At 65.6% G+C, this 26,331-nt stretch carries 28 protein-coding genes; 11 read left to right on the top strand and 17 right to left on the bottom strand.

Translation table 11 applies throughout. The annotated features are described in order from the left end of the window. Positions 1 to 5: 5 nt before the first annotated feature. Positions 6 to 2,867, bottom strand: coding sequence for a Ti-type conjugative transfer relaxase TraA (traA, locus tag KCG34_RS06615; protein WP_211939601.1), 2,862 nt, complete (start codon positions 2,865 to 2,867; stop codon positions 6 to 8). A 171-nt stretch (positions 2,868 to 3,038) separates the two neighbouring features. On the opposite strand from traA, the gene KCG34_RS06610 reads away from it, so the two are divergent. The 4 genes from KCG34_RS06610 to KCG34_RS06595 all read left to right on the top strand — a co-directional run bounded on the left by KCG34_RS06610 (position 3,039) and on the right by KCG34_RS06595 (position 4,705). After that, on the top strand, positions 3,039 to 3,341 hold the full coding sequence (locus KCG34_RS06610) for a conjugal transfer protein TraD (RefSeq protein WP_211939600.1): 303 nt from the start codon (positions 3,039 to 3,041) through the stop codon (positions 3,339 to 3,341). 37 nt (positions 3,342 to 3,378) lie between these two features. After that, positions 3,379 to 3,594 (top strand): conjugal transfer protein TraD, encoded by a 216-nt coding sequence (locus tag KCG34_RS06605; RefSeq protein WP_211939599.1) that lies wholly within the window; start codon positions 3,379 to 3,381, stop codon positions 3,592 to 3,594. A gap of 174 nt (positions 3,595 to 3,768) precedes the next feature. Further along, positions 3,769 to 4,116 (top strand): hypothetical protein, encoded by a 348-nt coding sequence (locus tag KCG34_RS06600; protein ID WP_211939598.1) that lies wholly within the window; start codon positions 3,769 to 3,771, stop codon positions 4,114 to 4,116. 112 nt (positions 4,117 to 4,228) lie between these two features. Further along, on the top strand, positions 4,229 to 4,705 hold the full coding sequence (locus KCG34_RS06595) for a hypothetical protein (RefSeq protein WP_211939597.1): 477 nt from the start codon (positions 4,229 to 4,231) through the stop codon (positions 4,703 to 4,705). 23 nt (positions 4,706 to 4,728) lie between these two features. On the opposite strand, the gene KCG34_RS06590 is transcribed toward KCG34_RS06595, so the two are convergent. Together KCG34_RS06590 and KCG34_RS06585 are read right to left on the bottom strand one after the other, a co-directional pair. Beyond that, complete coding sequence (locus tag KCG34_RS06590; RefSeq protein ID WP_211939596.1) at positions 4,729 to 5,766, bottom strand: zinc-dependent alcohol dehydrogenase family protein; 1,038 nt, start codon at positions 5,764 to 5,766, stop codon at positions 4,729 to 4,731. A 142-nt stretch (positions 5,767 to 5,908) separates the two neighbouring features. Next, complete coding sequence (locus KCG34_RS06585) at positions 5,909 to 6,277, bottom strand: SpoIIAA family protein (protein WP_211939595.1); 369 nt, start codon at positions 6,275 to 6,277, stop codon at positions 5,909 to 5,911. Between the two features lie 234 nt (positions 6,278 to 6,511). On the opposite strand from KCG34_RS06585, the gene KCG34_RS06580 reads away from it, so the two are divergent. Continuing rightward, entirely contained in the window at positions 6,512 to 6,952 is a 441-nt protein-coding gene (locus KCG34_RS06580; RefSeq protein ID WP_211939594.1) for a universal stress protein, read from the top strand. A 24-nt stretch (positions 6,953 to 6,976) separates the two neighbouring features. Here the strand turns inward: KCG34_RS06580 and KCG34_RS06575 are convergent, their stop codons facing one another. The 9 genes from KCG34_RS06575 to atpD are packed head-to-tail and all read right to left on the bottom strand — an operon-like array spanning position 6,977 to position 13,447. Further along, positions 6,977 to 7,828, bottom strand: a complete 852-nt coding sequence (locus KCG34_RS06575) for a F0F1 ATP synthase subunit gamma (protein ID WP_211939593.1) — start codon at positions 7,826 to 7,828, stop codon at positions 6,977 to 6,979. Continuing rightward, on the bottom strand, positions 7,825 to 9,363 hold the full coding sequence (locus KCG34_RS06570; RefSeq protein WP_211939592.1) for a F0F1 ATP synthase subunit alpha: 1,539 nt from the start codon (positions 9,361 to 9,363) through the stop codon (positions 7,825 to 7,827). The genes KCG34_RS06575 and KCG34_RS06570 overlap by 4 nt, the downstream gene beginning before the upstream one ends. Beyond that, positions 9,335 to 10,102: a F0F1 ATP synthase subunit delta gene (locus tag KCG34_RS06565; protein WP_211939591.1), complete on the bottom strand. Its 768-nt coding sequence runs from the start codon at positions 10,100 to 10,102 to the stop codon at positions 9,335 to 9,337. Before KCG34_RS06565 ends, KCG34_RS06570 begins: the two co-directional genes overlap by 29 nt. Positions 10,103 to 10,104: 2 nt before the next feature. Further along, the gene (locus KCG34_RS06560; protein ID WP_211939590.1) at positions 10,105 to 10,350 is read right to left on the bottom strand and encodes a F0F1 ATP synthase subunit C; all 246 of its coding nucleotides are present in this window, start codon (positions 10,348 to 10,350) and stop codon (positions 10,105 to 10,107) included. Continuing rightward, positions 10,347 to 11,048 (bottom strand): F0F1 ATP synthase subunit A, encoded by a 702-nt coding sequence (locus tag KCG34_RS06555; protein WP_211939589.1) that lies wholly within the window; start codon positions 11,046 to 11,048, stop codon positions 10,347 to 10,349. The genes KCG34_RS06560 and KCG34_RS06555 overlap by 4 nt, the downstream gene beginning before the upstream one ends. After that, the gene (locus tag KCG34_RS06550) at positions 11,045 to 11,317 is read right to left on the bottom strand and encodes an N-ATPase subunit AtpR (RefSeq protein ID WP_211939588.1); all 273 of its coding nucleotides are present in this window, start codon (positions 11,315 to 11,317) and stop codon (positions 11,045 to 11,047) included. The genes KCG34_RS06555 and KCG34_RS06550 overlap by 4 nt, the downstream gene beginning before the upstream one ends. Continuing rightward, complete coding sequence (locus KCG34_RS06545; protein WP_211939587.1) at positions 11,314 to 11,631, bottom strand: AtpZ/AtpI family protein; 318 nt, start codon at positions 11,629 to 11,631, stop codon at positions 11,314 to 11,316. Before KCG34_RS06545 ends, KCG34_RS06550 begins: the two co-directional genes overlap by 4 nt. Beyond that, the gene (locus KCG34_RS06540; RefSeq protein ID WP_211939586.1) at positions 11,628 to 12,050 is read right to left on the bottom strand and encodes a F0F1 ATP synthase subunit epsilon; all 423 of its coding nucleotides are present in this window, start codon (positions 12,048 to 12,050) and stop codon (positions 11,628 to 11,630) included. Before KCG34_RS06540 ends, KCG34_RS06545 begins: the two co-directional genes overlap by 4 nt. Continuing rightward, the gene (gene atpD / locus KCG34_RS06535) at positions 12,047 to 13,447 is read right to left on the bottom strand and encodes a F0F1 ATP synthase subunit beta (protein ID WP_305825981.1); all 1,401 of its coding nucleotides are present in this window, start codon (positions 13,445 to 13,447) and stop codon (positions 12,047 to 12,049) included. The genes KCG34_RS06540 and atpD overlap by 4 nt, the downstream gene beginning before the upstream one ends. A gap of 426 nt (positions 13,448 to 13,873) precedes the next feature. Here atpD and KCG34_RS06530 point away from each other — a divergent pair, with 426 nt between their 5' ends. The 3 genes from KCG34_RS06530 (at position 13,874) to KCG34_RS06520 (ending at position 15,755) form a co-directional block, all read left to right on the top strand. Continuing rightward, positions 13,874 to 14,296: a CHRD domain-containing protein gene (locus tag KCG34_RS06530; RefSeq protein WP_211939584.1), complete on the top strand. Its 423-nt coding sequence runs from the start codon at positions 13,874 to 13,876 to the stop codon at positions 14,294 to 14,296. Positions 14,297 to 14,739: 443 nt separating this feature from the next. Then, on the top strand, positions 14,740 to 15,327 hold the full coding sequence (locus KCG34_RS06525; RefSeq protein WP_211939583.1) for a polysaccharide biosynthesis/export family protein: 588 nt from the start codon (positions 14,740 to 14,742) through the stop codon (positions 15,325 to 15,327). Positions 15,328 to 15,359: 32 nt separating this feature from the next. Then, positions 15,360 to 15,755: a response regulator gene (locus tag KCG34_RS06520; RefSeq protein ID WP_249138241.1), complete on the top strand. Its 396-nt coding sequence runs from the start codon at positions 15,360 to 15,362 to the stop codon at positions 15,753 to 15,755. 293 nt (positions 15,756 to 16,048) lie between these two features. Here KCG34_RS06520 and KCG34_RS06515 read toward each other — a convergent pair whose 3' ends face one another. Continuing rightward, positions 16,049 to 16,321, bottom strand: a complete 273-nt coding sequence (locus tag KCG34_RS06515; RefSeq protein ID WP_211939582.1) for a hypothetical protein — start codon at positions 16,319 to 16,321, stop codon at positions 16,049 to 16,051. 180 nt (positions 16,322 to 16,501) lie between these two features. Here KCG34_RS06515 and KCG34_RS06510 point away from each other — a divergent pair, with 180 nt between their 5' ends. Then, on the top strand, positions 16,502 to 18,352 hold the full coding sequence (locus KCG34_RS06510; protein ID WP_211939581.1) for a chloride channel protein: 1,851 nt from the start codon (positions 16,502 to 16,504) through the stop codon (positions 18,350 to 18,352). A gap of 2 nt (positions 18,353 to 18,354) precedes the next feature. On the opposite strand, the gene KCG34_RS06505 is transcribed toward KCG34_RS06510, so the two are convergent. Next, positions 18,355 to 18,765 (bottom strand): MarR family transcriptional regulator, encoded by a 411-nt coding sequence (locus KCG34_RS06505; RefSeq protein WP_211939580.1) that lies wholly within the window; start codon positions 18,763 to 18,765, stop codon positions 18,355 to 18,357. Between the two features lie 204 nt (positions 18,766 to 18,969). On the opposite strand from KCG34_RS06505, the gene pal reads away from it, so the two are divergent. Both pal and KCG34_RS06495 read left to right on the top strand, forming a co-directional pair. Further along, complete coding sequence (gene pal, locus KCG34_RS06500; RefSeq protein ID WP_211939579.1) at positions 18,970 to 19,536, top strand: peptidoglycan-associated lipoprotein Pal; 567 nt, start codon at positions 18,970 to 18,972, stop codon at positions 19,534 to 19,536. A gap of 583 nt (positions 19,537 to 20,119) precedes the next feature. After that, positions 20,120 to 22,651, top strand: coding sequence for a hypothetical protein (locus KCG34_RS06495; protein WP_211939578.1), 2,532 nt, complete (start codon positions 20,120 to 20,122; stop codon positions 22,649 to 22,651). Here the strand turns inward: KCG34_RS06495 and petA are convergent. The 3 genes from petA to KCG34_RS06480 form a co-directional block, all read right to left on the bottom strand. Continuing rightward, positions 22,638 to 23,180, bottom strand: a complete 543-nt coding sequence (gene petA / locus KCG34_RS06490; RefSeq protein ID WP_211939577.1) for a ubiquinol-cytochrome c reductase iron-sulfur subunit — start codon at positions 23,178 to 23,180, stop codon at positions 22,638 to 22,640. The two genes, KCG34_RS06495 and petA, sit on opposite strands and share 14 nt — an antisense overlap. A 46-nt stretch (positions 23,181 to 23,226) precedes the next feature. After that, complete coding sequence (locus tag KCG34_RS06485) at positions 23,227 to 24,741, bottom strand: Do family serine endopeptidase (RefSeq protein ID WP_211939576.1); 1,515 nt, start codon at positions 24,739 to 24,741, stop codon at positions 23,227 to 23,229. A gap of 238 nt (positions 24,742 to 24,979) precedes the next feature. Continuing rightward, complete coding sequence (locus KCG34_RS06480) at positions 24,980 to 26,218, bottom strand: chloride channel protein (protein ID WP_211939575.1); 1,239 nt, start codon at positions 26,216 to 26,218, stop codon at positions 24,980 to 24,982. Between the last annotated feature and the right edge of the window lie 113 nt (positions 26,219 to 26,331).

Here is a 26,331-nt window from a genome sequence, read left to right as displayed (position 1 = left end):
CTCCATCAAAGGCCAAGGCCGATGTTCCGGCCGCGGCCAAGGCCGAGGTATTGGGTAAGGCTGTCGCCGACGCTGAGGCCGCGCCGAAGCTCAAGGTCGATCCCAAGCTCGCGCCGCCGGTTGGCGAGCAGCGAGTCGACCTGCGGATCGCGCTCCAGGCTCTTGGCCATGGCGCCCATCTGCTGGCGCAGGCGGCTAGACCCGGCGACATCGCCGTCCGCCCAGAGGGCGGTGCGCTGCCGCTCCAGCCCCTGCCAGCGCTCGACGAAACGTTCGGCGCGCAACGCGGGATTGCTGCGAATCTCCGCCTCCAGCTGCAGCACGCGCACAGCCCGCTGGGTGCGTCCGACCGCGGTCTCCGCCAGCAGCGCCGGCTCGCGCGCATAGGCCTGTTCCAAGTCCCGCGCGGCGTGCCGATCGATCTGGTTCAGTGCGTCCCGCGCCTGGTCGAGCGCCTGGCGCTGGTGGGCGAGGGCGGGCAGGCCGCGCGCTCGCATGCGCTCGACGTCGGCCGCGGCCCGGGCGTGCCGCTCGATCGTCCGGCGCAGGGCGGTTTCGCCGCGATCCAGCGGCGTGATCTCCGACGTGCGCGCCGGCGCGGCCGGCTTGAACCCGGCGAAGATGCTGCGCCCACGCGTGGGGGGCGCTTGCGGCTGCGCTGGTTCGGCGAAGTCGGTCGCCATGTCCTTGGCGCGTTCGCGACCCAGCGTGTGAGCAAGCCGATCATGGCTTTCGAAGTCGTCCTTGCCGTAGTGGAGATCGACCCGGCCGCGATGGCGGGAGAGGGCGACGTAGGCGCCATGCCGATCCAATCCCGGCGTCGCCAGCACGTGGGTGCGATCGACGGTGACGCCCTGGGCCTTGTGGATGGTGGCGGCATAGCCGTGATCGATGTGGGCGTAGTCCTTCAGGTCGAAGGCGACGTCGCGGCCAGCATCGAGATGCACGCTCATCCGGCTCGGCGAGACCTCGACGACCTCGCCGAGCATGCCGTTCTTCACGCCAAGGCCGCGGTCGTTCTTGAGGAACATGATCCGGTCGCCGGCGGCGAAGGCCCGTTCGCCGCGCTCGGCCTGGACCTCAACATCCAGGCCGAGCGCGCCGGCCCGGCGAAGCGGCTCGCCGCGGAGCCGTTCGCGCGCCGCCAGATTGAGCTCGCGCACATCGTCGTTGGTGTGCGCGAGGATGATGCGGCTCTGATCCGGCGCGGACTTGCGGTCCGCATCCCATCGCTCCACCAGCGCCGCGCGCGCTTGCTCGCGGGTCTGCGAAACATGCACCCGACCGTGGTCGTCGAACGCCTCCAGGGCTTCGCGCGTCCTGCCCGTCGCGAGCTGCCTTGTGGCGTCCCGCTGCCAGGCCTCATGCTGGCGGCGGATCTCGGTGATCTCGACATGCGGATGGCGCTCGGCGATGGCGCGGAAGGCGGCCCCGGCCTCGATCGCCTGCAGCTGCTCCGGATCGCCGACCAGCACCACCTTGGCGCCGGCGTCCTGGGCCGCGGAGAGCACGCGCTCCATCTGCCGCGAGCCGATCATACCGGCCTCGTCGACGACCAACACGTCGCGCGACGTGAGGGCGTCGCGCCCCTGCGCCCAGGAATGTTCGAGGCTGGCGATCGTGCGGGACGCGATGCCTGATCCGCTCTCCAGGTTCTCCGCGGCGATGCCGGAGAGGGCGAGGCCCCGGACCTCATAGCCCGCGCTCTCCCAGGCTTCGCGGGCCACGCCCAGCATGGCCGACTTGCCGGTCCCGGCGTAGCCGACCACGACGCCGAGGTCCTTCGGCTGAAGCACGTGCTCGAAGGCGTCGCGCTGCTCGCCGGAGAGGGCGAGCCCGCGCGCCTCGGCCTGCGCCAGAGCGCGCGCCTGGTCCGGCTCGCCGACCCTGTGCTTCTCGCGCTCCGCCAGCAGGGCCGAGCTGCGGATCAGGCTCTGCTCGACCTCCAGCATCTCGCGACTGGTGAAGCGGTCGAGGCCGCGCCCGTCCTTGCCGAGGGCCATCATGTCCGGCGAGGCGCGAACCGCGCCCATCGCCTCATTGAACTGATCCAGGCCATCGGAATGGCGATGCACAAACATCGCCAGATCCCGGTCGGTGAAGGTCGCCTGCTGCCGGGTGATGGCGTCTAGGGCGAGGCTTGGATCCTTGATGATCCGCTCGCCGTTGGAGCGGGCGATCTCGCGATGCTCGTCGAGCCGATCGGCCTCTAGGCCCTCATCAGCCATGCGCTGGGCGGCGGGCCCGATCTTGTGCTGAGGTTCGAGCTCGATGCCCTGGGCCTGAAGGCTGCGATGATCGATCCGCGCCTCGATATCGAGTTTGGCTAGGCGCTCATTGACGTGATCGGCCCATGCCTCACGCCAGCGCTCGACCAGCGCTGTGCGGTTCCAGTCCCTGACCTTTGGACCAAAGCCGTCCTCGCCGGTCGAGCGCATCGTGAGCATCACATGCGCATGCGGCTTGGCCAGGCCATCGGCGCCGATATCCCAATGCACATTGAGATCGGCGACCATCCCCCGTTCGACGAACTCGCGCTGCACGAAGTCGCGGGCGAGCTCGATCCCGTCGGCCTTCTCCATTTCTCTTGGAATGGCGAACTCGATCTCCCGCGCGAGCTGGGCGTCTCGGCGGACTTCCGCCGCCTCGACCGCATTCCAGAGCTCTTCGCGGTCGGACCATTCGTCGGGCGCGCCGTTCGGCAGCATCACCTCGGAATGGATGACGCCGGCCTTGTTCGAGAAGTCGTGGCTGCGATCCAGCCGCGCATCGCGCAGTCGCGAGGCCGAGCGATAGGCGGCCGCGGCCACGGCGCTGCCGCCCGCAGCGCGGCTGATCACCTTGGCTGAGAAATGATAGATCGCCATGACGGCGATCCAGTTACGCCACGAGCAGAACGTCGGCACGACGTATAAGCGCGCCCTCCCAAGAAAAAATCTCGGGAGGGACCGGATCGTCGCACCCCGTTCCTGCGACCCCGAAGCTTCTCAGGCACCCCTGCACTACACTTGACGCATCAGATCCTGATGGAGTCTCCCATGCGCAAACCGATCGACTTCGATGCTGAACTCAAAGCGCTTGAGGCCAAGGCGAAGACCCTCAAGGAGCGCAAGGTCCGACAGTTGGGCGAGCTGGTGATCGCTACCGGAGCCGATGCGCTCGACATCGAGGTGTTAGCCGGCGGGCTCCTGGGTCTCGTCCAGATCACGGACGCGGCCAGGAAGGAGGGATGGAGGAAGAAGGGGCAGGCGTTCTTTCAGGGACGTGGCCGTGATGCTGGCGGCGCTTCTGACGACGCGGGAAGCCAGCAAGCGAACGGCGGCGGCTCGGCGTCGGCTTGAGCTGCAGCGATCGAGGACCGACACGCGGGCGTGGGTGATGCAGCGGCGCGAGCGAACCCATCATCTGATCGAGCTCGGCGGGCTGGTGCAGAAGGCCGGCCTGGTCGAGCTCACCGGCGATGATCGTGCGGTTCTCTTCGGCGCGTTCCTCTCCCTCGCCACCATGCTTCAGGCCGGCGATCGGAGCGATACCCTGACGCTCTGGCGTCGCGCCGGGAAGCGCGTGTTCGAGAGCGAGCGGGCCAAATCATGATGCTGTGAGAGCCCGAAACGAAGGCCAGCAGCCTGTGTCCGCCTACAGTGGGGTCTCGGACAGCGGTGCTGTGATGCTCAGGATCGGCCTTGGCTACCGAGGTCTGATCTCAATCAATGACTGCAACCGCCACCCGGGTGATGGATCTATTGCCCGTCGATCGCGACCCGCTTTTTGCAGGTCGATCTGCGCGGAGCCGAAACACCGATGGTCGCCACACTTTGTTTTGCGGAGCAGTCTTCCATGTCGATGCCGAATATCCGCCGCGACGTCTCGCTGATGCTCGACCAGGCGAACCGTCAGATTGCTGACGCTGAGATCAAGCTTTCACGCGGCGGCGATCGCGAAAAGGCCCACGCGATCGGCGAACTGGTGTTCTTGAAGCGCCAAAAAGAAACATTGGAACAACGTCTCAAGGAAATCGAGGACCATCCCGAGGCGAATGAAACCATGTTCCAGTGGATAAAGGAGGAGTGGTTCAACCTGACGCTGCGGCTCGAGCAATGGATCGCAAATGTCTGACCGAGCGAGGCGGGCAGCACGTTTCGAGCCGATCGCCGGGTCCAGAATCCTGCGTAGGCTTGAGGCTCAAGTGCGAGGCCCGACTTCCACGTCAGAGCCCTAGGGGAGCGCAGTGGCCGACCCAGTGCAGAAGGCGCGGCATCCGATCAGGACGCGAGGACTCCTGGTCGATTTTGAGGGGAGGGCGCCGGCGGAGGATCTCACCCAGTTCTTCCTTGAGGAGCGCGCGCGCCGCTCGTTTGGCGTTACGGGCTTTCTCGTCAGCGGTGGCGGCGCCGGCGCTGTCTCATGCTGGTTTGAGATCGCCAATCTTTACGCATCCCGCGCCGCGGCTCCTGCGCCGAGACTGCTACTCGTCGGCTCGGGCTTGCTCCTAGCCGCAGTTGTCGTGGGATTCGTCGCGGCCCTTGCTGGATACAAGGCATTCGAGACCGCCGTCTCGCTGTCGACTGAGGAACTCCGTCGGCCTGGTAACAGCGCCGACCGCTGGTTTGCGACTACGACGGTCGCACGGGTGGTTGCGGCCATGCTGGTCGCCGTCGGGGGTGTCGTCGCCTTTGCGGCCAACGCCGTCCTGGCGTGGCAGTAAGCGGCAGTCGGGTCGGCGACGACTCAGGCTTCGATGATGACCTTCAAAGCCCGATTGTCCGCTGCATGGGCGAATGTGTCGTAGGCGTCCATGATCTGGTCCAGGCGGAAGTGGTGGGTGATCAGCCGCTTTGGGTCGAGTTTCTCTGACTGAACGGTTTTCAGCAGCATGGGCGTCGTCACGGTGTCGACGAGCCGGGTGGTGATCGTGATGTTCTGCGACCAAAGGCGTTCTAGATGGAGATCCGCCTTGACGCCGTGGACACCGACATTGGCGATCACCCCGCCTGGGGCGACCAGGTCTTCGCAGAGAACGAAAGTCGCCGGCACGCCGACGGCTTCGATAGCTGTGTCGACGCCGACGCCACCCGTTAGAGCCATGACCTTGCTGACGACATCGCCCCCGGCGCCATTGATGGCGTGGGTCGCTCCGAAACGCTTGGCTACCTCCAATCTGTTGTCGTCCAGGTCGATCATGATGAGTTCAGCAGGAGAGTAGAACTGCGCGGTCAGTAACGCGGCGAGCCCGATCGGGCCGGAGCCGACAATGGCCACTGTCGAGCCCGGCGACACCCTGCCATTGAGGACCCCGCACTCGAAGCCGGTCGGCAGGATGTCGCTCAGCATGACCAATGCTTCTTGGTCGGCTCCGTCGGGAATGGGATACAGGCTGGTGTCGGCGTGGGGGATGCGGACGTATTCCGCCTGGGTTCCGTCGATCTGGTTGCCGAGGATCCAGCCTCCTGTCTTGCAGTGCGAATACATGCCCCGACGGCAATAATCACACTTGCCGCAGGCGGTGATGCAGGAGATCAGCGCGCGGTCGCCGGGCTTGAACGCCGTCACCCCGCCGCCCACACATTCGACGATTCCCACCCCCTCATGGCCGAGAATTCGGCCGGGGGCGCAGGTCGCGACGTCACCTTTCAAGATGTGCAGGTCGGTGCCACAGATGGTCGTCTTGACGATGCGTACGACAGCATCGCCTGGCGCCTGCACCTGGGGCTTCGGCCTATCCTCGAGCGCCATTGCGCCAGGACCTTTGTAGACGAGCGCCTTCATGGAGAGCCTCCGCGGCGAAATGAGTGTCGGACTGGGTTTTTGAGCTAAGGGCCTTGAGCCGTTCACGCTGACGATCGATGTGGCCTGCTTGTTTCACCTGGCTGGGCGAGGGGCATTGATGAAGATCACTGCCCGGCGACCATCAATTCGTAGCGCTGATCCAATGACGGGCTTCGCTCGCCTCGCCGAGGTGGAAGACCTTCAGCCGGCCCGGCAGGAGGAAGCCGAACAGGCGCACGGTATTGCGGATCCAATCCACGTCCGACACCAGCGCGACCCGGTCCCAGCTGGTCAGGTGCTCCATTCCGACCTTGAGATCCTCCAAGAGAGCGCCCGTCTCGATGGTCTCGAAGTCAGGGCCAATCTCGTAGTACAGACGCACTCGGTCGTGGGCCTCAAAGGCCGCCTGCGCCGCGGGGATCAGAACGGTCTCGTAGTCCCTGCGAGTGACACGCCCCCTGCAGGCGAAGGCGAGGACATCGCTCGGAAAGCCGGCCAACTTCTCGATCATCGGAGCACCTCCAAAGACCGGTCGCCACGGGAGAGCCTTCGTTCCTCTCCCCCTGCGGCGGCCACACCAATTAATATCATCTAATGATATATCTGTGCCGCTTGACCTTGATTTAGGTCATGGAACATGGCGACGGGCCGGTGAAATGATCGATCACGCCAGGAGGCCAGCGCCGGGTCATGGTAGATCGCCGCTCGGTCGCCGCTGGACGTCTGATCCGGATGGAAGAGTCGCATGTTCAAGCACATCATGATCGCCGTCGATGGGGGCGATCCGGCAGTGCGAGCCGCCGAGACCGGCATGGCGCTCGCGCGTTCACTCGGCGCCGAGGTCGCGCTTTTCCATGCGTTCGAGCCACACGCCCTGGAAGTGCAGGCGGGTGTTCCCATTAACGATCTCACCGTCGAAGCGGAGCGCGAGGCGGCCAGCCTATTCGAAACATTGCTGCCGACGTCGGCTGAGGCCGGCCAGATTTCCCGGTTCACCGAAATTGGCGCTGCTGCGCCCTCCATCATCGCTGCGGCGCGAAGATGGGACGCTGACTTGATCGTCATCGGCAGCCACGGCCGCGACGGCGTCATGAGGGCGGTGCTTGGCAGCGTCGCCGAAACGGTGATGCGCCAGGCTCATTGTCCGGTCCTGGTCGTCAAGGCGCGCGAAGAGGCGTCGAATTGAGCCGTCGGTTTCGCCCTTTGGCCTTCAGGAGGCCGAGCGCTCGGCCGCCAGAGCGCCGGCGGTGACATCCTGCACTTCGGCGGTGATCTGTTCCTGGCGGAGCAGGCGTTCCAAGCCCGCGAGTTCGTCAAGCTTCTGATCGATGTTGAGGCGGGCGGACTCCATCGTCGCCAACCGCGCCGCATTCTCGCTGGCGAAGCTTTCCAGCGCCGCCAGAGCCAGTTCGGCGAAGACATATTCTCCCACCAACTGCTCGACCAGGCGCTGTGGCGGCAGGTTCGTCAGCGGCGGTGGCCCGGAGCGGGGTCGCTGAAATGCCGAGAGGTCGATCGGTAGGATGGGGCGGCGGATGAGGACGTAGTCTGCTGGGCCCGTCAGCCTGGCGAACAGGATCTCGGCGCGTGAGAAGCGGCCCTCGACGAAGCCCGAATAGAGGGCGTCAGCCAGACGCCGGGCGGTCGCGCCGACACCGGAGGCCTGGCTCGCCATCGGCCCTTCCCAATCAGCCTGGAGCGTCCGCTGCTCCGCCAGGACGAGGGCCCGCGTTCCGGCGATGAACAGCCGATCGCCTCGCCTGCGGTCCAGGCCGTCGAGCACGCGCTCGGAGAATGCGCCCGCGAAACCGTGCTCCGCGCCAAAGGCGACAATGGCGGCGCCGTTTGCAGCGCGGGCCGGTTCGGGCGCGGTTTCGGCGACCGCCAAATCGGCCGCGCGAGCGACGCCGCCGGCGATGATCTCGACATAGGCGCGATAGCCGGGCAACGCTGTCCGGGCCTGCTGGGCGTGGGTCGCGGCGATGCCGCGCATGGCGCCGACGACGGTCCGCAGGTTGCGGACGCTGTCGATCCGGGCCTGGGTTTCGGCCAGGGCGGTCATGCTGAAGCCTGGGACGCCGATGGGGTCAGCGTCTTGACCAGGTCTTCGATGGCCGCGCGCAGCCGATCCCGGTCCGACGGATCCAGCGTCCGCTCGGCCTCGATCCGATCCAAAACGCCTTTGCAGCTTTGCTCCAGCCAAGCGGGCAACTGGTGCTTGAAGGCTTCGATCCGATCGAGCGGAAGGCCATCGAGCAGGCCGTCATGCAGCGCCAGGAGCTCGGCAGCTTCGTGGGCTAGGGACAAGGGGGCGTATTGCGCCTGGGTGAGGACGGCGCGGATGCGGCGGCCGTGCTCGATCTGAGCCTGGGTTCGTGGATCCAGTGTCGTCGAAAAGCGCGTGAACAGCTCCAGTTCCAGGAACTGGGCGTAGTCGAGCCTGAGGGTCTCGGCGAGTTCGCGCAGCACCGGCGCCTGGGTCTTGCCGCCGACCCGGCTGACGCTGAGGCCAATATCGACGGCCGGCTTCTGGCCTTCGCCGAACAGCTTGGCGCTCAACACGATCTGGCCGTCTGTGATCGAGATCAGGTTGGTCGGGATATAGGCGCTGAGATTGCCAGCCTCGGTCTGGGCGATGGGCAAGGCGGTGAGCGTGCCGCCGCCGAGGGCGGCCGACAGCTTGGCGGCGCGCTCCAGAAGCCGGGCGTGAATGTGGAAAACGTCGCCGGGATAGGCTTCGCGTCCGGACGGCTGACGCATCAGAAGCGACAGCTCGCGGTGGGTGGCGGCGTGCTTGCTGAGGTCGTCGACGACGACCAGCGCATGGCCGCCCTGGTCGCGAAAATACTCGGCCATGGCGAAACCAGCATAAGGAGCCAGCCACTGCAGACCGGGCGCGGTCGACGGGCCCGCCACCACGAAGATACAGCGCTGGGGATCGCCGTGCGCGGCGACGGCGTCGATCACCTGGCGCACGGTCGATGATTTCTGGCCGACGGCGACATAGATGCAGATCACGTCGCTGTTGCGCTGGTTGATGATCGCGTCGACGGCGATCGCCGTCTTGCCGGTCTCGCGATCGCCAATGATCAGCTCGCGCTGGCCACGCCCGAGTGCGAACAGGGCGTCGACCAGCTTGATCCCCGTCTGCAGGGGCTGGGTGACCAGATCGCGCTCAATGATCCCCGGCGCGGCGCGCTCCACCGGATCGTAGCGGACGGCGGCTATCGGCCCGTGCTCGTCGAGCGGGCGGCCGAGCGGATCGACGATGCGGCCCAGGAGGGCTTCGCCGACCGGCGTGGTCACCACCCCGCCAAGGCCGCGCACTTGCTCGCCGGCTTTGACCGGGTCGAAGTCCAGCAGCACGCATCCGATCAGGTCCTCGTCCAGAGCGTGGGCGAAACCGCTCGCCCCGCTTTCAAAGCGCATGAGGGCGCCCAGCGGCAGGTCGGGCAGCCCGCGGACAAAGGCGATGCCGTCGCCGGCCTGCTCGACCACCCCGATCTGGTCCGGCGGCGGCGCCAGGACCACATCGGCAAGGCGGGCTTCGGCCGCCTTCAGCCAGAGATCAAGCGACTCGCGAAGAGTGATCGTCATTGAGCAGCTCGGCTTCAATCCGCTTGAGGCTCTCCGCCCAGGAGCGCCGGAGAATCGTGAACGGGAAGCGGATCTCGACCCCGGCGAGGAGCGTCGGATCGATTTTGAATGTGGGGACCACCGGCGCGCCCAGGGCCCTGGCGAGACGTTCGCCGATGCGGACGCTCGACGCCCGTTCGAGCGCCGCGGCGGTGACGATCTCGGCGACGCCTTCGCGAGCCGTCAGGCGTTCGGCGATGTGCCGTCGGGTTTCTTCTGGGAGGGATGCGAGATCGTCACAGACGAGGTCGAGCTGGCGGGCCTGGACCGCGGCCGTGGTGTCCTCATCGAGCAATCGGCGCACGATCGAGACGGCGAGCCGCGCTGCGTCGCGCCCGAGCACCCGGGCGATCTCGGCCCGCTCACCGGCGGCGGCGTTCTTGGCCTCTGATCGTACAGCGTCCGCCTCGGCGTGGGCTTTGGCGAGCAGCGCCTTGCCGTCCGCGTCAGCCGCGTCGCGTGCGTTCGCAAGCACGGTCTCCCGTTCCGCAGCCAGGGCGTCCCGGCGGTGCTCCAACTCTTGTCGCAGGGCTTGCGCGGCCTTCTTCTCAGCCTCGACGTCCGAGACCAGCTTGTCGGCCGCCGCCTGCCGCGCGGCCACCATCGCCAGGACCGGCCGATAGAGGAACCGGTGCAGGAGCCAGACCAGCACCAGGAAGTTGGCGGCCTGCAGGCCGAGGGTCCAGGGATCGAAATGCATCTTCAGTGGACGAATGGATTGGCGAACAGCACCAGGAGCGCGATCACCAGGGCGTAGATCGCCATGGTCTCGATCATGGCCAGGCCGACGAACAGGGTCCGCGAGATCACGCCGGCCGCGTCCGGCTGGCGGGCGATGGCGTCCATGGCGGCGGCGACCGAGCGGCCCTCGGCCAGCGCCGGACCGATTGCGCCCATGCCGACGGCGAAGGCCGCGGCCAGGATGCTGACGTGCGGAAGGTAGTTCATTGCGGAATCCTCGTTGGGGGCTGGGTTTGCGGGGGTGGGGTTTGGCCGACGGCCCCGCCGATGAAGACCATGGCCAGGACGGTGAAGATGTAGGCCTGGATCAGGCCGGTCAGCAGCTCGAGGGCCATGAACGGGATCGGCACGAACAGGCCGACCAGGGAAAGCACGACGCCGATGACGAACACGCCGCTCATGATGTTGCCGAACAGGCGGACCATCAGGGAGAAGGTCCGGGTGATCTGAGCCAGGAGGTTCAGCGGCAACATGATCCATGTCGGCCTCGCAAAATCGGCGAGATAGGCGCCAAGGCCTCGGGCCCGGACGCCGAAATAGTGCACGGCGCCGAAGACGATGACGGCCAGGGCCGCGTCGGTTTCGAGATGGGCGGTCGGCGGCTCCAGCCCGGGGATCAGCGAGATGAGGTTGGCGCTGGCGATGAAGATGAACAGAGTGGCGAGAAAGGGCAGGTAGGGCTCGGGCTCGATGCGGAGCGTGTCGCGGATCTGGTCGCGGATCGTGCAGATCAGGAGCTCCAGCACGGCCTGTCCGGCGTGGGGCTTGAGCCGCAGCTTGCGGCTTGCAAGGACGCTTCCCAACGTCAAAGCCGCCATCAAGGCCCAGGTCGTGACCACAGGCGTCGTGATCCCGACCGGCCCGATGCGGAAGACGACATCAGCGCTCAGCGGCGAAGTGATCATGGCGTCCGCCCCAGCGCTCGGATCGCGATCGGCCGCGCGAGCACCAGACCAGCGGCGATGGCGATGAGCGGCCCTGGTCCCTGTCTGGCCGCCCAGACCAGCACGGCCGCCACGATAGCCAGCCTGGCAGCGTGCAAACCCAGCGGCCGCCAGAGGGGACCCGAGATATAAAGAGACGTGTTGACGCGCAGGGCGGTGAGGCTCGCTGCGCCCAGGGCCAGGCCCGCGAGGCCGAACATCGCCAGATTGACCGCGCCTGACGCGTTCATGACGGATCCTCGCGCTGGATTTCCTCGATGCGTCGCCAGGCGAGCCAGCAGCCCAGGGTCAGCCCGGCCACGATCAGCGCCCCCGTCCAGAAGATGCCGGCCTTGAACAACCGGTCGAGCCAGCGGCCCAGGAACACCCCCACCAGGGTCGGGGTGATCACCAGCCAGCCGAGCGCGCCGATCATCGCCAGGTTCCGCGCCAGCGATCGCTCGCCGTGGGTCAGCCAGAATGTTCGTCGCGCGGCGCGCTCTGCGACCGACTGCATCAGCTTGGTGTCGGTGTCCGGCGCCGGCTTGGCGGTTGGCGGGTTCACGGGCGATCCCTTCCGCCGCTGCTGGCCTGCGGGCGAAGGAAGCCGATCATCTGGCGGATGGCCTGAACCCGCAGGTGCTCGGCCCGCGCCCGCGCCTGGCGTTCTTCCTCGGCCTCGCTGGTCAACCGGCCCTTCACGACGGTCTCGAGGCGGCCGAGATCGTCCCCGAGGATGGCTTCGCGGGTTGCGACCGCGACCTCACAGCCGTCGCTGACCGTGAGCAGCCCGCCGCGCACGGCGCAGTAGCCCTGGCGGCCGTCCTGATGGCGCCAGCCGACGACTGAGACCGAAAGGGCGGTCACCAGATCGGCGTGGTGCGGCAGGACGCCGAACTCGCCGGTTTCGTCTTCGGCGCGAACGGCTGTGATGTCGGCATGGTCGGCGACGATGGCGCCCGGCGTGGTGATCAGGAGCCTCACGCCGCAGCCCCTTCCGGCGTCCGCGCTGCTTGCGCTTCGCGCGCCCTTGCCTCGTCCAGGTCGCCGACCATGTAGAGCGAGCTTTCCGCCCAGGCGTCGGTCTGGCCCTCGAGGATGGCGCGGCAGCCTTCAACGGTCCGGGCGATCGGCACCGAGCGCCCCGGCTTGCCGGTGAAGGCCTCGGTGACCCGGAACGGCTGGGTCAGGAAATGCTGCAGCCGGCGGCCGCGCAGGACCGTGACCCGATCCGTCGGGCTCAGCTCGTCCATGCCGAGGAGGGCGATGATGTCCTGCAGGTCGCGATAGCGCGCGATCGTGGTGCGCACCTCTTCGGCCACCCGGTAGTGCTCATCGCCGATGACATTCGGATCCAGCAGGACCGAGGTCGATCGCAGCGGGTCGACCGCCGGATACATGCCCTCGGCGGCCATGGCGCGCGAGAGCACGACCGATCCGTCGAAATGGTTGAAGAGGGCGGTCACCGCCGGATCGGTGAAGTCGTCGGCCGGGACATAGACCGCCTGGATGGCGGAGACGGCCGCGCCAGGAACCGAAGCGATCCGCTCCTCGAGGTCCGCCACTTCGCTGGCCAGGGTGGGTTGGTAGCCCACGCGTGAAGGCAGACGGCCCAAGAGGCCGGAGATCTCGCCGCCCGCCTGGACGAAGCGAAACACGTTGTCCATCAGGAGCAGCACGTCGCGCTTCAGCTCGTCGCGGAAGTATTCGGCGATGGTCAGGGCGCTCAGGCCGACCCGCCAGCGAGCGCCCGGCGGTTCGTTCATTTGGCCGAACACCAGCACCGTGCGCTCCAGAACGCCCGACTGGCGCATTTCGAGGAGCATTTCATGGCCTTCGCGCGAGCGCTCGCCGACGCCGGCGAACACCGAAATGCCGCTGTAAGACTCGACCATTGTGCGGATCAGCTCGGTGACCAGCACGGTCTTGCCAACGCCGGCGCCGCCGAACAGCCCGGCCTTGCCACCGCGGGCCAGGGGCGCCAGCAAGTCGATGACCTTGATGCCGGTCTCCAGCGGTATGCGCGACCCGCCTTGCCTGGCGAGCGCCGGTGGGAGCTTGTGGATCGGCGAGCGCGGCGCGTCAGCAGCGATCGGCGGACCGCCGTCGCGCGGCGCGCCCAATAGGTCGACGAGCCGGCCCAGCATCGCCTCGCCAACCGGAACCATCAACGGCGCGCCAGTAGCCAGCACGCGAACGCCGCGGCTGAGGCCTTCGGTGGACTGCATGGCCACGGCGCGAACGGTCCGCTCGTCCAGATGGGCCTGCACTTCGGCCAGCACGCGAGCTTGGGGGCTAGCGGCGATATCGAGCGCCTCGTTGATCTCGGGCAGAGAGCTATTGTCGAAGCGAATATCGATCACCGAGCCCCGTACAGCCACGACTCGGCCCGTTAGGTCCCGCGCCGAGCGTTTAGCCAGTTCGCGTCCGCGCCGTTGCGCCATCGTCTCGGCCTGCTCATGAAATCTGTGACGTCCCTATCGCCTAGTCTCGGATGGAGGCGCTTGGGCTGACAGGGCGGGTAGCGAATGTGAGTGCTTGAAAAGCTAGCCATGTGAACCGGCATGCACATTGAGGTGGCTCAAGGGTCCAGCCGTGGCCGATCTCGAACAAAAAGGCTCGCACGCCGTAGTGGTCCTCCAATCAAACCAACTCGGCCACTAGCCACCTCTATCACGCCATGATATTGCTAGCGTGTTCGCCCGACAAGGCTCTCATGATCTGCAAACGCCGCCGGTCCAGCGTTCGGAGCGGGTTGGTGCAAACTGGGGGTGCAATGTCGATCAACCAAGCAAGGAAAGAATAAGATGGGGTTGAAATCATTCGCGGTCGTTTCGGCGCTCAGCATGTTCGCGGCGACCGGATCTCAAGCGGCCACGGCAAACTTCAACACGGCTCTAAAAGGGTCGAATGAAGTCCCACCGAACACCACAACGGGAACGGGTGAGGTCAAGGCTGTGCTCGATACGAGCCAGAGGGTCCTTACCTACACCATTACCTATTCGGGACTGACCTCGCCGGTCGTCGCCGCCCATTTTCATGGTCCGGCTGCTCCAGGCGTGAATGCACCGCCAATCATCACGATAACGGACTTGAAGAGCCCTATAACCGGCACTGCGAAACTCACTGCCCATCAGGAGGAGGAATTGCAGGCAGGTAAGTGGTATTTCAATATCCACACCGCACAAAACAAAGGTGGGGAGATTCGGGGTCAGCTTCCCAAAGAGTAATGTATTCGGAGGTGTGGCGAGAAAAGAGCTATCGGACCCCTAGGCGAAGCAATGGCGACAGTACTTCCTCCTGCGGGGTCCAATATCTTCTGCAGAACCGCCTCGCGTGAATTGAGCCAATTAGCTAATCGCTTTGTTGAGTGACTTATATTCGGACTCCAAGCCTTACGTGAAATTTGATTATGGTCGTCTCGGCTTGGCGCTTTGCGGCGCCTTAGTTTGCGTCAGGTCCGGCCACCGATTTCTTGGTGGTACAAATGGCAGACCTGTCGGGCTCGCCGATAGCCGGGTCGCCTAAAGGGCGCTCCAAATGGCGCCTCACTTGCACTTAGCGCGATCACCCGACGTTGCGCTCGGATTTGAGCTCCGTTTGCCTTGCAGCTATATCCTAAAATGATATGAGATCGGCCCGTGATCGTAGAACCGCCTAAGCGTGAGTTGCGATGAGAGCGAGATCGGCACTGGGCCTGGTGATGGGGGCCAGCTTGATTTGCCTCGGCTTGAGGGTGCCTCCCGCCGCGGCGAACACATCGCAGAACGTAGCCGTCGTCGAGCGCCAGGCCCCAGCGATGAAGGGCTATAGGCTGGGCGTTGGGGACAAGCTGCGGATCATTGTCTTCAATGAACCCAATCTGACGGGTGAATTCAGCGTCAACGCCAACGGAACGATCTCTTTTCCATTGATCGGCGATGTGCCGGCCGTGCTGCAGACAAAGGACGATGTGGCCGCCACGATCACGCGGCGGCTGGCCGACGGCTATCTGCGCACACCACAAGTCAGCATTGACGTAATCGGCTTTCGCCCCTTCTACATCCTGGGCGAGGTGAACAAGCCGGGCGAATATCCTTATGAACCTGGGCTGACGGTGATGGACGCCGTGGCGGCGGCTCAGGGGTTCACCTATCGGGCCGACAAAAAGTACGTGTTCATCAAGCAGGAACATCAGGCGGCCGAGGTACGAGATCCCCTGCAGGCGAGAGTTCCCGTTCATCCTGGCGACACGCTACGGATCGGCGAACGCTTTTTTTGATGTCGATACCGGCAGTCTCCAGGAGGGGCGGCGTGCTCAATTCGGATACAGATCGCGCCGTTTTGGTGCTGCTCGTCGACGACGAACCTATGATCCAGGAGCTGGTCGAGGTTGCGTTGGATGACGCCGGTTTCGCAGTCGTGAGCGCCTCAAGCGGCTCTGAGGCGCTCGCCCGCTTTGAGGCCGATGCTGTGACTTTCGACGCGGTCGTGACCGATATCAATCTCGGCATTGGCCCGGATGGATGGGATGTTGCGCGTCGAAGCCGCCAAGGAAATCCCCAAATTCCAGTTGTCTACATCAGTGGTGCAAGCGCGGCCGAATGGCCGAACCAGGGTGTCCCGCGGAGCATCATGATTCAAAAGCCTTTCGCGCCGGCCCAGATCGTGATGGCCGTGGCCACGCTTTTGAACACACGGCCCACCTAACTCGAATTCGAAGGGCGCCGCTGCGGCGGAGCCTGGCCTGTGTCCCCGGCCGGGCTCTTTGATGATGGGGCGGTCGCGCGAGCGTCACCGTTTCTTGCCGGCGTCGCCAAATTGCTGCGCAGTTCGACCGCCGGTTCGCTCGCAGTCCAGGCCCGGATCGGGGGGGCGCCGCATGCAAAGAAGCGCCTTAACGGCCCAAGCGGACCTTATGACGGTCCTGGCGAAGAGCCGCAATTCGTCGTCCATCAACAGCCCCCAAGAGCTTCATCCCGCGGCGAGCGACGGCCGGCCGGTCAGGCGTTGGCGATCCAGCTTTCCAGCCGCACCGACAAGGCGAAGCTCTCCTCCTTGATCCATTGGAAAAGCGTCTCTGACGCTTCGGGATGGCGATCGATCTCCTCAATGCGCCGCTCGAGCATCTCCTTCTGCCGCTTCAGGAAAGCGAGCTTGCCGGCGGCCTGCATTTTCTCGCGGTCCGACCCCCGGAACAGTTTGGCTTCGGCGTCGGCGAGTTGGATGTCTGCCTGGGCGAGCATCAAGGCAACGTCTCGGCGGATCGCGGGCATGGGCATAGGTTCGACCTCTCTTTCTGGGCTGGCGGGGGCGAAATCGAAACTTGCCGCCCAGAAATATCCTATTAGGATAAAAGTGGCTTGCTCATGGCGCCGGCGCCGGTCAAGTCGAAAAGTCACAACCGGAGCCGATTTCGGCTCGCCAGTCCGCCGAAAGGACGTCCGCGCCCCTCGATGAGCGATCGAACCATGCCGCGCGCGGCGCCGAGGCCGAGGTTCCTGGGTCGCAAGGGGGCGACCAACATCGCCAGCCTTGAAGACAGCCGCCAGCTCAGCCTGGTCGAGATCTCGCTTCTGGCCTTGGTCGTGGGGGTCGTGACAGGGCTTGGCGCGGTCGGCTTCCGGGCGCTGATCTCCCTGATCCACAATCTGGCGTTCACCGGCAAGCCGTCGGCGTTCTATGACGCCAACCTGTTCACGCCGGTTGCGCCATGGGGCCCAGCGGTGATCCTGGTACCGGTCATCGGCGGCCTCCTGGTGACCTTTCTCGTCAGCAACTTCGCACCGGAAGCCAAGGGACATGGCGTGCCGGAAGTGATGGATGCGATCTACTATCGGGGCGGCGTGATCCGGCCCGTTGTTGCGGTCGTCAAATCGCTCGCGTCCGCCATCGCCATTGGCACCGGCTCATCCGTCGGCCGGGAGGGCCCGATCATCCAGATCGGCTCCGCCCTGGGCTCGACCCTTGGCCAGATCGTCCGCATGCCCCCCGGTCAGAGGATCGCGTTGGTGGCGGCGGGCGCCGGCGCGGGGATCGCGGCGACGTTCAACACGCCGATCGGCGGTGTCATGTTCGCCATAGAACTGATGTTGCCGGAAGTCAGCGCCTCAACCTTTCTGCCGGTGGCCCTGGCGACCGGCGCGGCCACTTTCGTTGGTCGCTGGATGCTGGGCGATCAGCCTGCATTCCAGGTGCCCGCCCTGGCGCCGATGACCAGTGATGCAAGCGCGCTTCTGGTGCTCTTGCTGTTCGCTCTGCTGGGCGGCCTGACCGGCGTCGCCGCCGCTGGGTTCATTCGCGGGCTTCACTTGGCTGAGGATATCTTCGATCGCATCGGCTCGCGATATCTTCGCCATGCCTTGGGCATGCTGCTGGTCGGCTTGATGATGTATGGCCTCCTGCGCAGCGCCGGCCAGTACTATGTCGACGGCGTCGGCTACGCGACAATCGAGGCGATACTTTCGGGCAGGCAGGCAAGTTTCTGGCTGCTCGGATTGCTGTTCGCCAGCAAACTAATGGCGACATCGCTTAGCCTCGGGTCCGGCTCCTCCGGCGGCATCTTTTCCCCGTCACTGTTCATGGGAGCGACCCTGGGCGGTGGCTTTGCGGCGCTGCTCAATTCGCTGGGACTGCCGGTCACGCTCAGCGTTCCCGCCTTCGCCATGGTGGGCATGGGCGCCATGGTCGGCGGCGGCGCGGGTGCGGTGATGACGGCTGTGGTCATGATCTTCGAGATGACTCTAAGCTACGACATCATCATGCCGATGATCGTGGCCGTAGCGATGAGTGTCGGTGTGCGGCGTGTGCTCTCGCGGGAGACCATCTACACCTTGAAGCTGGCGCGCCGGGGGAGGGCGATCCCGAAGGCCTTGCATGCCAACATGTTCCTGGTGCGCCAAGCCAGCGAGGTGATGGATCCCGACGTGATCGTCTTGCCGGCCGAGGCCAGCTTCGACGCCTTTCTTCGTTTGCCGGAACACGATGGGCGCCTGCGCCATGTGGTGATCATCAAGAAGGGGCGACTGTTTGGGGTGATACGGGTGAACACAGGGCTCAGGCATGGCCTGGAAAGCGCCTATACCGGCGTCACCTTGGGCGACGTCGCCAATCGCAATTTCATCGTCGTGCGGGAAGCTGAGGTCGTTTTCGACGTCATTGAGCGCATGTGGCGCAAGCAAGCGACCATGGCGCTGGTGGTGTCAGGCCGTGGGGTGCCGCGCGGCGGCGATGTGATCGGTGCGATCACCAAGGAACACGTCGCCGATTCCGTGGCCGCCAGTGTGAAGATCTATCCCCGCGCCTAGGCTCAAACGCCCATGCGCTTCAGGCGCTTGAGCGACTGGGTCAGGAGCGGTTCCTGGCGGAGCATTTCCTCCAGGTGCTTGGCGGCCAGTTCGCCCAGGAGCACATCGCCGTTTGGGGTCAGCTTCACCAGCACGCTTCTGCGATCTTCAAGCGAAGGCTCGCGGAAGGCCAGGTCAGCCTTGGCCAGGCGGTCGACGAGCTGGACCGCCGCATGATGGGTCAGCAGCAGCTGCTCGGACAGATCCTTCATCGACATGGACTCGCCCGGCCAGGTCTTGACCGCCAGCATGGCCTGGTACTGCTGCTGGGTGATGCCGGCTCCGCGATTGATGTGCTCGCTGGCCGCGACGAACTGCCGAAGGGCGTAGCGAAAGCCCGCAAGGCCCATGAAGCGCTCAGCGTCCAGCGACATTGTTCCTCCCGTTCGGGGCTCGATCCACTTCAACGGGCGAACCCTGCTCGTCGTTTCACTTCTATAGCGTCGAACGCCGCGTCCAGAAATGCAACTTGAACAAACTTGGCCTTACGCATCAATCCGCGCTTCACTCTATCATTCTATGATATATAAGCACTAGGCTTGCCAGGCGGCGGCCTACGATTTGGAGAGCCTTGGACGATGTCCCCCACAGCCACGCGCGTCGCGCGATCCCTCAAACCGGCCCTGATCCTGTGCGCCACTGCGCTGCTCTCGGCCTGCGCCTCCCATCCGAAGCCCGCGCCGGAGCCTGCGCCTCACGCGCCCCCGCCACCCCCGCCACCGGCCGCCACTCCGGTCGCTCCGCCGCCAGCCGCACCGGTGCGCACCGGCCCGCTTCCCGGCACGATCCAGGATTTCGTCGTCAACGCCGGCGACCGCGTCTATTTCGACCTCGATCAGTACAATCTCCGCAGCGACGCCTTGCCCGTGCTCACCGCTCAAGTGGCCTGGCTGAATCGCTATCCGGCCGTGAAAGTTCGGATCGAAGGCAATTGTGACGACCGTGGCACGCGCGAATACAACTTCGCGCTCGGCGGACGCCGCGCGGAAGCGGTTAAGACCTTCCTTGTGGAGCACGGTGTTAGCGCCAGCCGGATCACCACGGTGAGCTACGGCAAGGAACGGCCGATCGATCCTGGAACAGGCGAAGAGGCCTGGCAGCACAATCGCAACGGCCACACGGCGATCACGGAAGGCGCCCAATAGGACGACGGGTCGCCCTTGGCCCCGATCCGGCGCCTTTCGGCGCCGGATCTATCCCGCCGGGTGGCGGAGCAAGCCGGCCCCTGCCGGCGCACGACAAAATGTTGATCTTACGGAACCAAATTGTAGTGTTGATTCAGGTATATACGCGATGGTCCGCCCGAAATTGGACGCATTGCGACCGGATGATCCCGTGACCTTCATCCTATCGGGCTGAAGCCGTTCCCAATGCCCTGCAAAGTCACTATGCGAGCTTAGGTTTTGACTGCGTCCATGTTCGTGCGAAAGCGAGCTCCCACCCCAGATGCCGGCGCGCCGATAGAAGCGCGTGATGGACGCGGCAGACCGCGCGATCGCCTCGACATCGCCCTTTACAGCGCCATCGCCCTGATCGTTCTCCTGTGCGGCGCATACGTCCTGGTCGCCTATGCCGGGTGAGGGTGGGCATGACGCAAGATCGCCCAACCTGATTGGCCAGCTGATGAGGCGTCGAACCAGACCAGCTCACCGGATCAGGCGTTGGCCGAGCGCCGACGCTGGCTCAATTGCGAGCAAATCTTCCCGCAGGCCAGCCGGTCTCTGGCTTTTGGTGCTGATCGGGGTCGTCGCAGCAGCGGGCAAGGCCGCCGCCGACCCAGCGCCGTTCGATCTGGCGGGGCCGGCGCTTTCCGTGCAGGTGATCCATGCGGACAAGGCGCTCCCGATCTCGCAGGCTCCAAACCTTTCCCCAGGGGATCGGCTATGGATTCAGCCTGACCTGCCAAGGGGCCAGTCGGTGCGCTACCTGATGGTGGTAGCCTTCCTGCGCGGCGCGACAAATCCGCCGCCTGAGAAGTGGTTCCATGCCTGGCGCACCTGGGACCGAAAGGCCGGTGACGCCCTTAGCCTCGTCGTGCCGGATGGAGCCCAGCAGGTGCTGGTGTTTCTGGCGCCTCAGACCGGCGGCGATTTCAGCTCCCTGGTCAAGGCTGTGCGTAGCCGTCCCGGAGCGTTCGTGCGCGCCTCTCAAGACCTGAACCAGGCCTCGCTAGACCGTACGCGGCTGGATGCTTTCGTGGCGGCGGTCCGCAGGATCAGCGACACAGATCCCGCCCGTTTGAAGACGGTGTCGCCGCTGCTGGCGCGAAGCCTCGACATAAAGCTTGACGCTGAGTGCCTGCAGAAGGTCGAGGAGGCTCAAGCCCCCTGCCTGACCCGGGGTCAGGAATCGCTTGTTCTAGGCGACGGGCAAAGCCAATCCATGGTCCAGGCGCTGACCTCCGGTGATACGGCGAACCTGATCCAGCAGCTCAGCACCACGCCCCAGGCTGGTTATGGCTATTTCAGCCCCTACATCGCTTCGGTCATGGACATCGCGCGGATCCTGGATTCCTTCCACTCCGCCCAATATCAGTACATCCCGGCTCTGGCGTCCGCGCACGGCGAACAGATCTCGCTGTTGCTGAATGTGCCGCCGTCGTTCAAGCCCCCAATGTCCGTGCTTGTCGTCGCCCTTCCGGCGATCGCGCCGCCCCAGCCGCCGCCATTGCATCCGGTCGATCCCAAGGCCGCCTATTGCCTGGCCCAAGCGAACCTGGCCCTGCCGGCCGAAGGCGCGCCGCTGGTCTTCTCCACGGGCTATGCCCATGACTTGGTGCTACGCTTGAAGCGTTCGGCTGGTCCGGACATCGATCTTCCCGTCAAGGCCGACGCCGAGAAGGGAGGGCTTGTCGTCGACGCCTCGAGCCTGGGACAGGCGGGCGTGGCGGATGCGACCCAGGCGTCGATCCAGGGCGTGTGGGGATTCTCGGCCTTCAGTGGGCCGACGTTTCCGCTGCAGTCACCAAGTTCTGTCCATTGGCGTCTGGCGGCGCGAGATCAACAGCCGCTCGTCGCCGGCCGCGACAATCCTGTCACCCTTGAAGCGCCGGCGGCGGCCTGTGTCGAAAGCGTTGTCCTCAAGTCTGCCGACGGCGCGACCGAGCCGGTCGTGTGGAAGGCCGCCGGTCCAGACAAGGTGGAGGCTGTTCTCAGCTTGAAAGGTGTCCGGCCGGGCCCACTTGCCCTGCTGGTCAAGCAGTACGGTCGCGGCGCCGCCGATGAAGTGCAATTCCAGGCCTTCCCACAACCCGCCGATCTCGACAGCTTTGTCTTCCACGCCGGCGACCACAAAGGCGTTCTCAAAGGCCGACGGCTCGCCGAGGTCACGGGGCTGAGATTCGGGGCTGTCGCATTCAAGCCGGACGGGCTAGCCACGGGCGGTCCCGGCGAAGAACTGTCTTTGGTCGCCTCGGACGACACAGCGGCGGCTAAGTTGGAGCCAGGCGTCCAGTCCGCCGCCAAGGTTTCGCTCAAGGACGGCCGAACGGTGCAGCTGCAGGCCTCGATCGAGCCGGCTCGGCCCAGTGTGGCGCTGATCAGCCGAACCATTGCGCCATCCCCCACGCGATCGCCCCTTTCGTTCGAATTCACCGACAAGGATGAATGGCCTGCGGACGTCGGCCTCACCTTTTCCATTCGAGCCCAGACGCCGAATGAATTCACCGGAACGGAAAAGATCGAGGTCGCCAACGACAAGGGCGTGGTCCTGGCAGGGCTGACCGCCGGCGCTGAGTTGACGCAACAGGACCCGCATGTGTTCGTGGCGCAGATCCCGTCTGGCAAGGCGCTCGGACCAACCGCCTTCGGCCCGCTTCAGTTCCGCGTTGTCGAAGCGGGTGTGGCGGGTGACTGGCAGCCGCTCGCTCATCTGGTGCGCGCACCAGCTCTGGGCGGCTTTCAGTGTCCCGACAAGGCCGACGAAAACTGCCTGCTCAATGGTTCCGATCTCTTCCTGATCGACTCCCTGTCCGCCAATCCGGATTTCGACAAGGCTGTGAAGGCGCCGGATGGGTTCACCGGCCAAAACCTACCAGCGCCTCATCCAAGCGGCCTGCGCCTCTATGTGAAACTTCGCGATGACCCCTCGGTGATCAATTGGATCGCCTTGCCGCCGGCGGCCCCGCCGGCCAGGCCCTCCGCTGCCGACGGCGAAGCGCACGGCCGGGGAGGTTCGGATCCCAGAACGGAGATCGGGCCTGGAAAACCCGCGCCATCACCGGCGAAAGCCCCATCAAGCAGACCCCTCAACCGATCTTGACCTTGCCGGCCGGCTCGAAGGCGTAGTCTGGCAGATACAAATTCTTCGGCGCCGGGCCTTTGCGGATGCGGCCGGACGTGTCGTAGACCGAGCCGTGGCAGGGACAAAACCAGCCGCCGAATTCTCCCTGGCCGAACAACGGCACACAGCCCAGGTGGGTGCACACCCCGATCACGATCAGCCAGTCCGCCATGCCCGGCTTGTGCCGGCTGGCGTCGGTCGCCGGATCGCGAAGATCGGCGTGGTCGCCGGCCACGGCGGCGGCGATTTCCGCCGGTGTCCGATGTCGCACGAAAACCGGCTTGCCGCGCCACTTGACGACGATCTGTTGGCCGAGCGCCACCTTGCTGTAGTCGACCTCAATCGACGCCAGGGCGAGGGTGTCCGCGGCCGGGTTCATCTGGTCGATCAGCGGCCAAAGGCAAGCCGCTCCGGCGCCGGCGACTGCGGTTGCCGCCAGGATATGGATGAAATCGCGCCTGACCGGCTCATCGTAAGTGGCCAGGGTCCCGTCCATAGGGGTCATCATGCTCCTCCAGACCCCAACCCCCGCGAGCCCAGAAAGGGCGAACGGACTATCCCTTCGCCGCCGGGACGCGAACCGGTATGAAGCTGTTGCTGCCGCTGCGGCTCACCATCAAGAGGATGTCCTTGCGGCCCGACCGCCTCGCCTCCGCCACAGCCGCAGAAAGGTCCTGCGGATTGGCGGTCGGCTTGCCGTTGGCCTTCAGGATGATGTCGCCGCGCCGCAGCCCCTTTTCGCTGGCGTCGGAATCTGAGCGCACGCCGTCAATCATCAGTCCGCCATCCGGATTGTGTTCGACCCGCATGCCAAGCACGCGTGGCGCGTCCGAGCCGCTCGAAGAACCGTCGTCGCCGCCACGGGTGTCATTGCTGGCCAACTGGGCTTCGCTCGGCCGCACGCCGGAGCGCACATCAATCTCCATCCGCTGGCCATCGCGCAGGATCTCGAGGCGGATGGTGTCACCGCCATGCACGAGGGCGACCTGTCGGGTGAGATCGTCCGCCGACGCCAGCTCGCGGCCGTCGAGCCTTTGCACCAGATCGCCGGGTTTCAGTCCCGCGCGCTCGGACGGTCCATCGGGCGTGATATCGGCGACCAGCGCCCCCTTGGAGGTGGGCAAGCCCAGGCTGTCGGCGATCTCCGGGGTTACGTCCTGGATGGTGGCGCCGATATAGCCGCGCACCACCTTGCCGCCGCTGATTAGCTGCCGGGAGATCGAGGCGGCGACGTCGGCCGGAATGTCGAAGCCGATGCCGACCGAGCCGCCCGATGGCGAGAAGATGGCTGTGTTGACCCCGACGACGCGGCCATAGACATCGAAGGTCGGCCCGCCGGAATTGCCGCGGTTGATCGGCGCGTCGATCTGCATGTAATCGACATAGTTGGAATTGCTGACGTTCTTGCGGCCGAGGGCCGAGACGATGCCGGCCGTGGCGGTGCCGCCGAGGCCGAAGGGATTGCCGACCGCCACCACCCAGTCGCCGACCCGCGGCTTGGCCCGGTCCTCGAAGCTGACGAAAGGAAAGTCGGCCCCCTCGACCTTGATGACCGCAAGATCCGTGGCCGGGTCACGGCCGATCAGGCGCGCCTTCAGCTCACGGTCATCCTTGGTGCGCACCGTGATCTTGTCCGCGCCATCGACCACGTGGTTGTTGGTGAGAATGTAGCCGTCGCGCGAAATAAAGAAGCCGGATCCGGTCGCACGCATCTTCGGCGCCGGGCCGGGGTTCGGTCCTTGCTGGAAAAACTGCCGGAAATCGAAGCCAAAGGGATTATCGCCGCCTGGGTCGCCGAACTGCTTGAAAAACTCCGGCGGAATCTGGCCTGACGAGGTGGTGAAGCCTGCGGCGCCCTTGCCTTCCACATCGATGGAAACAACAGCCGGCGAGACCTTCTGGACGATGTCGGCGAAGGACGAGGGGGCTCCCGGCGCGGCGATCGCGCTCGCCGGACGGTTCACAGCGCCAGGTTGGGCGTTGGCGCAGGTCCAATAACCGCCGACGCCCGCGAGAACGGTGCAAAGGGCCCCAACGGCCGCTCCGGCGACGTAGTCCTTGTTCTTCATAGTCTGTGAGCCTCGCTAGCTTCCAATCGCACCCAACCGGCGACCGCACGGCCGCAGCGGGGGCAGACCTGATCTTGCCGGTGGCGCTTCGGCGCTATCGACGCCGGTCAACAGCAACATCCAAGCAGGCCAATAGTATCCCATTGTGATAATTATTGGGCGAAATGCGGCGTCGCTCCACCCGTCGGCCTCAAATCCGCCGCGGCAGGTTCCGAGTGGCGGTTTGTTCAGCTCGGCTTCAGCCCGGCGCAAGGCGCCAACTTCTCGACAGCGCGTGATAAATCGGCTCGGGCATCACCCAGGCCGACGACGCGCGGGCGAGGAGGGCGGCCAGCATCAATGGCCCGACGAGGCCCGGGTTGCGGGTCATTTCCATCAGGATGACGGCGCTGGTCAGTGGCGCTTGAACCACGCCGGAAAGATAGCTGCACATGCCAAGCACGACCGCGTCGCGTCCGGCCATGGCGGCAAGGCCGGTATGGGCGAAGGCTGCGCCAAGTCCCGCGCCGATCGCCAGTGATGGCGCGAAAAGGCCGCCGGGCGCCCCCGACGCTGCGGCCGCCAGGGTCGCCACGAACTTCCATCCGGCCAGACCCAGGCCCCGGCCAGGATGGCCTTGTAGCAGCGATTTCGCCTCGGCATAGCCCGCGCCGAAGGTGATTCCGCCAGAGGCGAAGGCGGCGCCGGCGGCGATGCCGCCGCAAAGGGTTGCAAAGATGATGGGATGGGCGCGGCGCCAACGCGTCAGCGGATTCTGGTCTGGCCCGATCGTCAGGCTGAGGGCGCGGCTGAAAACGCCGCCGGCGAGGCCGCCCACGACGCCGATGAACGGCGCGGCCAGCCAAGCTGTCTTGAGGTCTGAGGCGCCGTTCAGCACCCCAAAATACGCGTAGTCCCCCTGTAGCGCGTAGGATGCGAGCCCGGCGATCACGACAACCATGATCACAGTCGTATGGGTGCGTCGCTCAAAGCTCTTCGCCAGTTCCTCCAGCGCGAACACCACGCCGGCGATCGGCGTGTTGAATGCGGCGGCGACCCCTGCGGCACCGCCGGCGATGATGATGGCGCGCCGGCCTGGCCCGCCTTTCAGGCCGCGCGTCAAGGTGCGCATGACGCCTGCCACCACCTGCACTGTGGGGCCTTCGCGGCCGATCGAAGCGCCACAAACCAGAAGCGCCGCCGAGAGCGCGACCTTCCACACCGCCGTCTTCAACGTCACCCTTTGGCCCCCCCAACGGCCATGCCAGCGTTCCTCCGCCGCCGCGATGACCTGGGGGATGCCGCTGCCGGCCGCCTCGGGTGCGAACCGCCGCGTCAGCCAGGCGGCGATGGGAAACCCGACTGGCAGCAACACGAGGCTCGCCAGGGGGGCCGCCGCATAGAGACGCGAATGCCAGTGCATGGCGCCGTCGCAGAGCCTGGCGAATTGGGCGGCGGCGAGACCGCCGAGAATGGCCACCCCGATGATGCGGGCCATGCGCCAGGTGCGGCGGGCATGGAGCCGGCGCTTGAGCGTCTGTCTCCTGGCGGTTCGATTGGCGATCGGAGTCGCGTTGGCGAGAGGCTTGATAGCGCAAAATCCCGAAAATG

It is taken from the genome of Phenylobacterium montanum (assembly GCF_018135625.1).
Taxonomy (GTDB): Bacteria; Pseudomonadota; Alphaproteobacteria; order Caulobacterales; family Caulobacteraceae; genus Poindextera; species Poindextera montana.
This window is presented reverse-complemented; position numbering and strand designations above follow the sequence as displayed.

Excerpts from the sequence above, each read along its gene's own strand:
- traA (WP_211939601.1), bottom strand. The coding sequence starts at position 2,867 with ATGGCGATCTATCATTTCTCAGCCAAGGTGATCAGCCGCGCTGCGGGC.
- KCG34_RS06610 (WP_211939600.1), top strand. The coding sequence starts at position 3,039 with ATGCGCAAACCGATCGACTTCGATGCTGAACTCAAAGCGCTTGAGGCC.
- KCG34_RS06605 (WP_211939599.1), top strand. The coding sequence starts at position 3,379 with ATGCAGCGGCGCGAGCGAACCCATCATCTGATCGAGCTCGGCGGGCTG.
- KCG34_RS06590 (WP_211939596.1), bottom strand. The coding sequence starts at position 5,766 with ATGAAGGCGCTCGTCTACAAAGGTCCTGGCGCAATGGCGCTCGAGGAT.
- KCG34_RS06585 (WP_211939595.1), bottom strand. The coding sequence starts at position 6,277 with ATGATCGAGAAGTTGGCCGGCTTTCCGAGCGATGTCCTCGCCTTCGCC.
- KCG34_RS06580 (WP_211939594.1), top strand. The coding sequence starts at position 6,512 with ATGTTCAAGCACATCATGATCGCCGTCGATGGGGGCGATCCGGCAGTG.
- KCG34_RS06575 (WP_211939593.1), bottom strand. The coding sequence starts at position 7,828 with ATGACCGCCCTGGCCGAAACCCAGGCCCGGATCGACAGCGTCCGCAAC.
- KCG34_RS06570 (WP_211939592.1), bottom strand. The coding sequence starts at position 9,363 with ATGACGATCACTCTTCGCGAGTCGCTTGATCTCTGGCTGAAGGCGGCC.
- KCG34_RS06565 (WP_211939591.1), bottom strand. The coding sequence starts at position 10,102 with ATGCATTTCGATCCCTGGACCCTCGGCCTGCAGGCCGCCAACTTCCTG.
- KCG34_RS06560 (WP_211939590.1), bottom strand. The coding sequence starts at position 10,350 with ATGAACTACCTTCCGCACGTCAGCATCCTGGCCGCGGCCTTCGCCGTC.
- KCG34_RS06555 (WP_211939589.1), bottom strand. The coding sequence starts at position 11,048 with ATGATCACTTCGCCGCTGAGCGCTGATGTCGTCTTCCGCATCGGGCCG.
- KCG34_RS06550 (WP_211939588.1), bottom strand. The coding sequence starts at position 11,317 with ATGAACGCGTCAGGCGCGGTCAATCTGGCGATGTTCGGCCTCGCGGGC.
- KCG34_RS06530 (WP_211939584.1), top strand. The coding sequence starts at position 13,874 with ATGGGGTTGAAATCATTCGCGGTCGTTTCGGCGCTCAGCATGTTCGCG.
- KCG34_RS06525 (WP_211939583.1), top strand. The coding sequence starts at position 14,740 with ATGAGAGCGAGATCGGCACTGGGCCTGGTGATGGGGGCCAGCTTGATT.
- KCG34_RS06515 (WP_211939582.1), bottom strand. The coding sequence starts at position 16,321 with ATGCCCGCGATCCGCCGAGACGTTGCCTTGATGCTCGCCCAGGCAGAC.
- KCG34_RS06510 (WP_211939581.1), top strand. The coding sequence starts at position 16,502 with ATGAGCGATCGAACCATGCCGCGCGCGGCGCCGAGGCCGAGGTTCCTG.
- KCG34_RS06505 (WP_211939580.1), bottom strand. The coding sequence starts at position 18,765 with ATGTCGCTGGACGCTGAGCGCTTCATGGGCCTTGCGGGCTTTCGCTAC.
- pal (WP_211939579.1), top strand. The coding sequence starts at position 18,970 with ATGTCCCCCACAGCCACGCGCGTCGCGCGATCCCTCAAACCGGCCCTG.
- petA (WP_211939577.1), bottom strand. The coding sequence starts at position 23,180 with ATGATGACCCCTATGGACGGGACCCTGGCCACTTACGATGAGCCGGTC.
- KCG34_RS06485 (WP_211939576.1), bottom strand. The coding sequence starts at position 24,741 with ATGAAGAACAAGGACTACGTCGCCGGAGCGGCCGTTGGGGCCCTTTGC.
- KCG34_RS06480 (WP_211939575.1), bottom strand. The coding sequence starts at position 26,218 with ATGGCCCGCATCATCGGGGTGGCCATTCTCGGCGGTCTCGCCGCCGCC.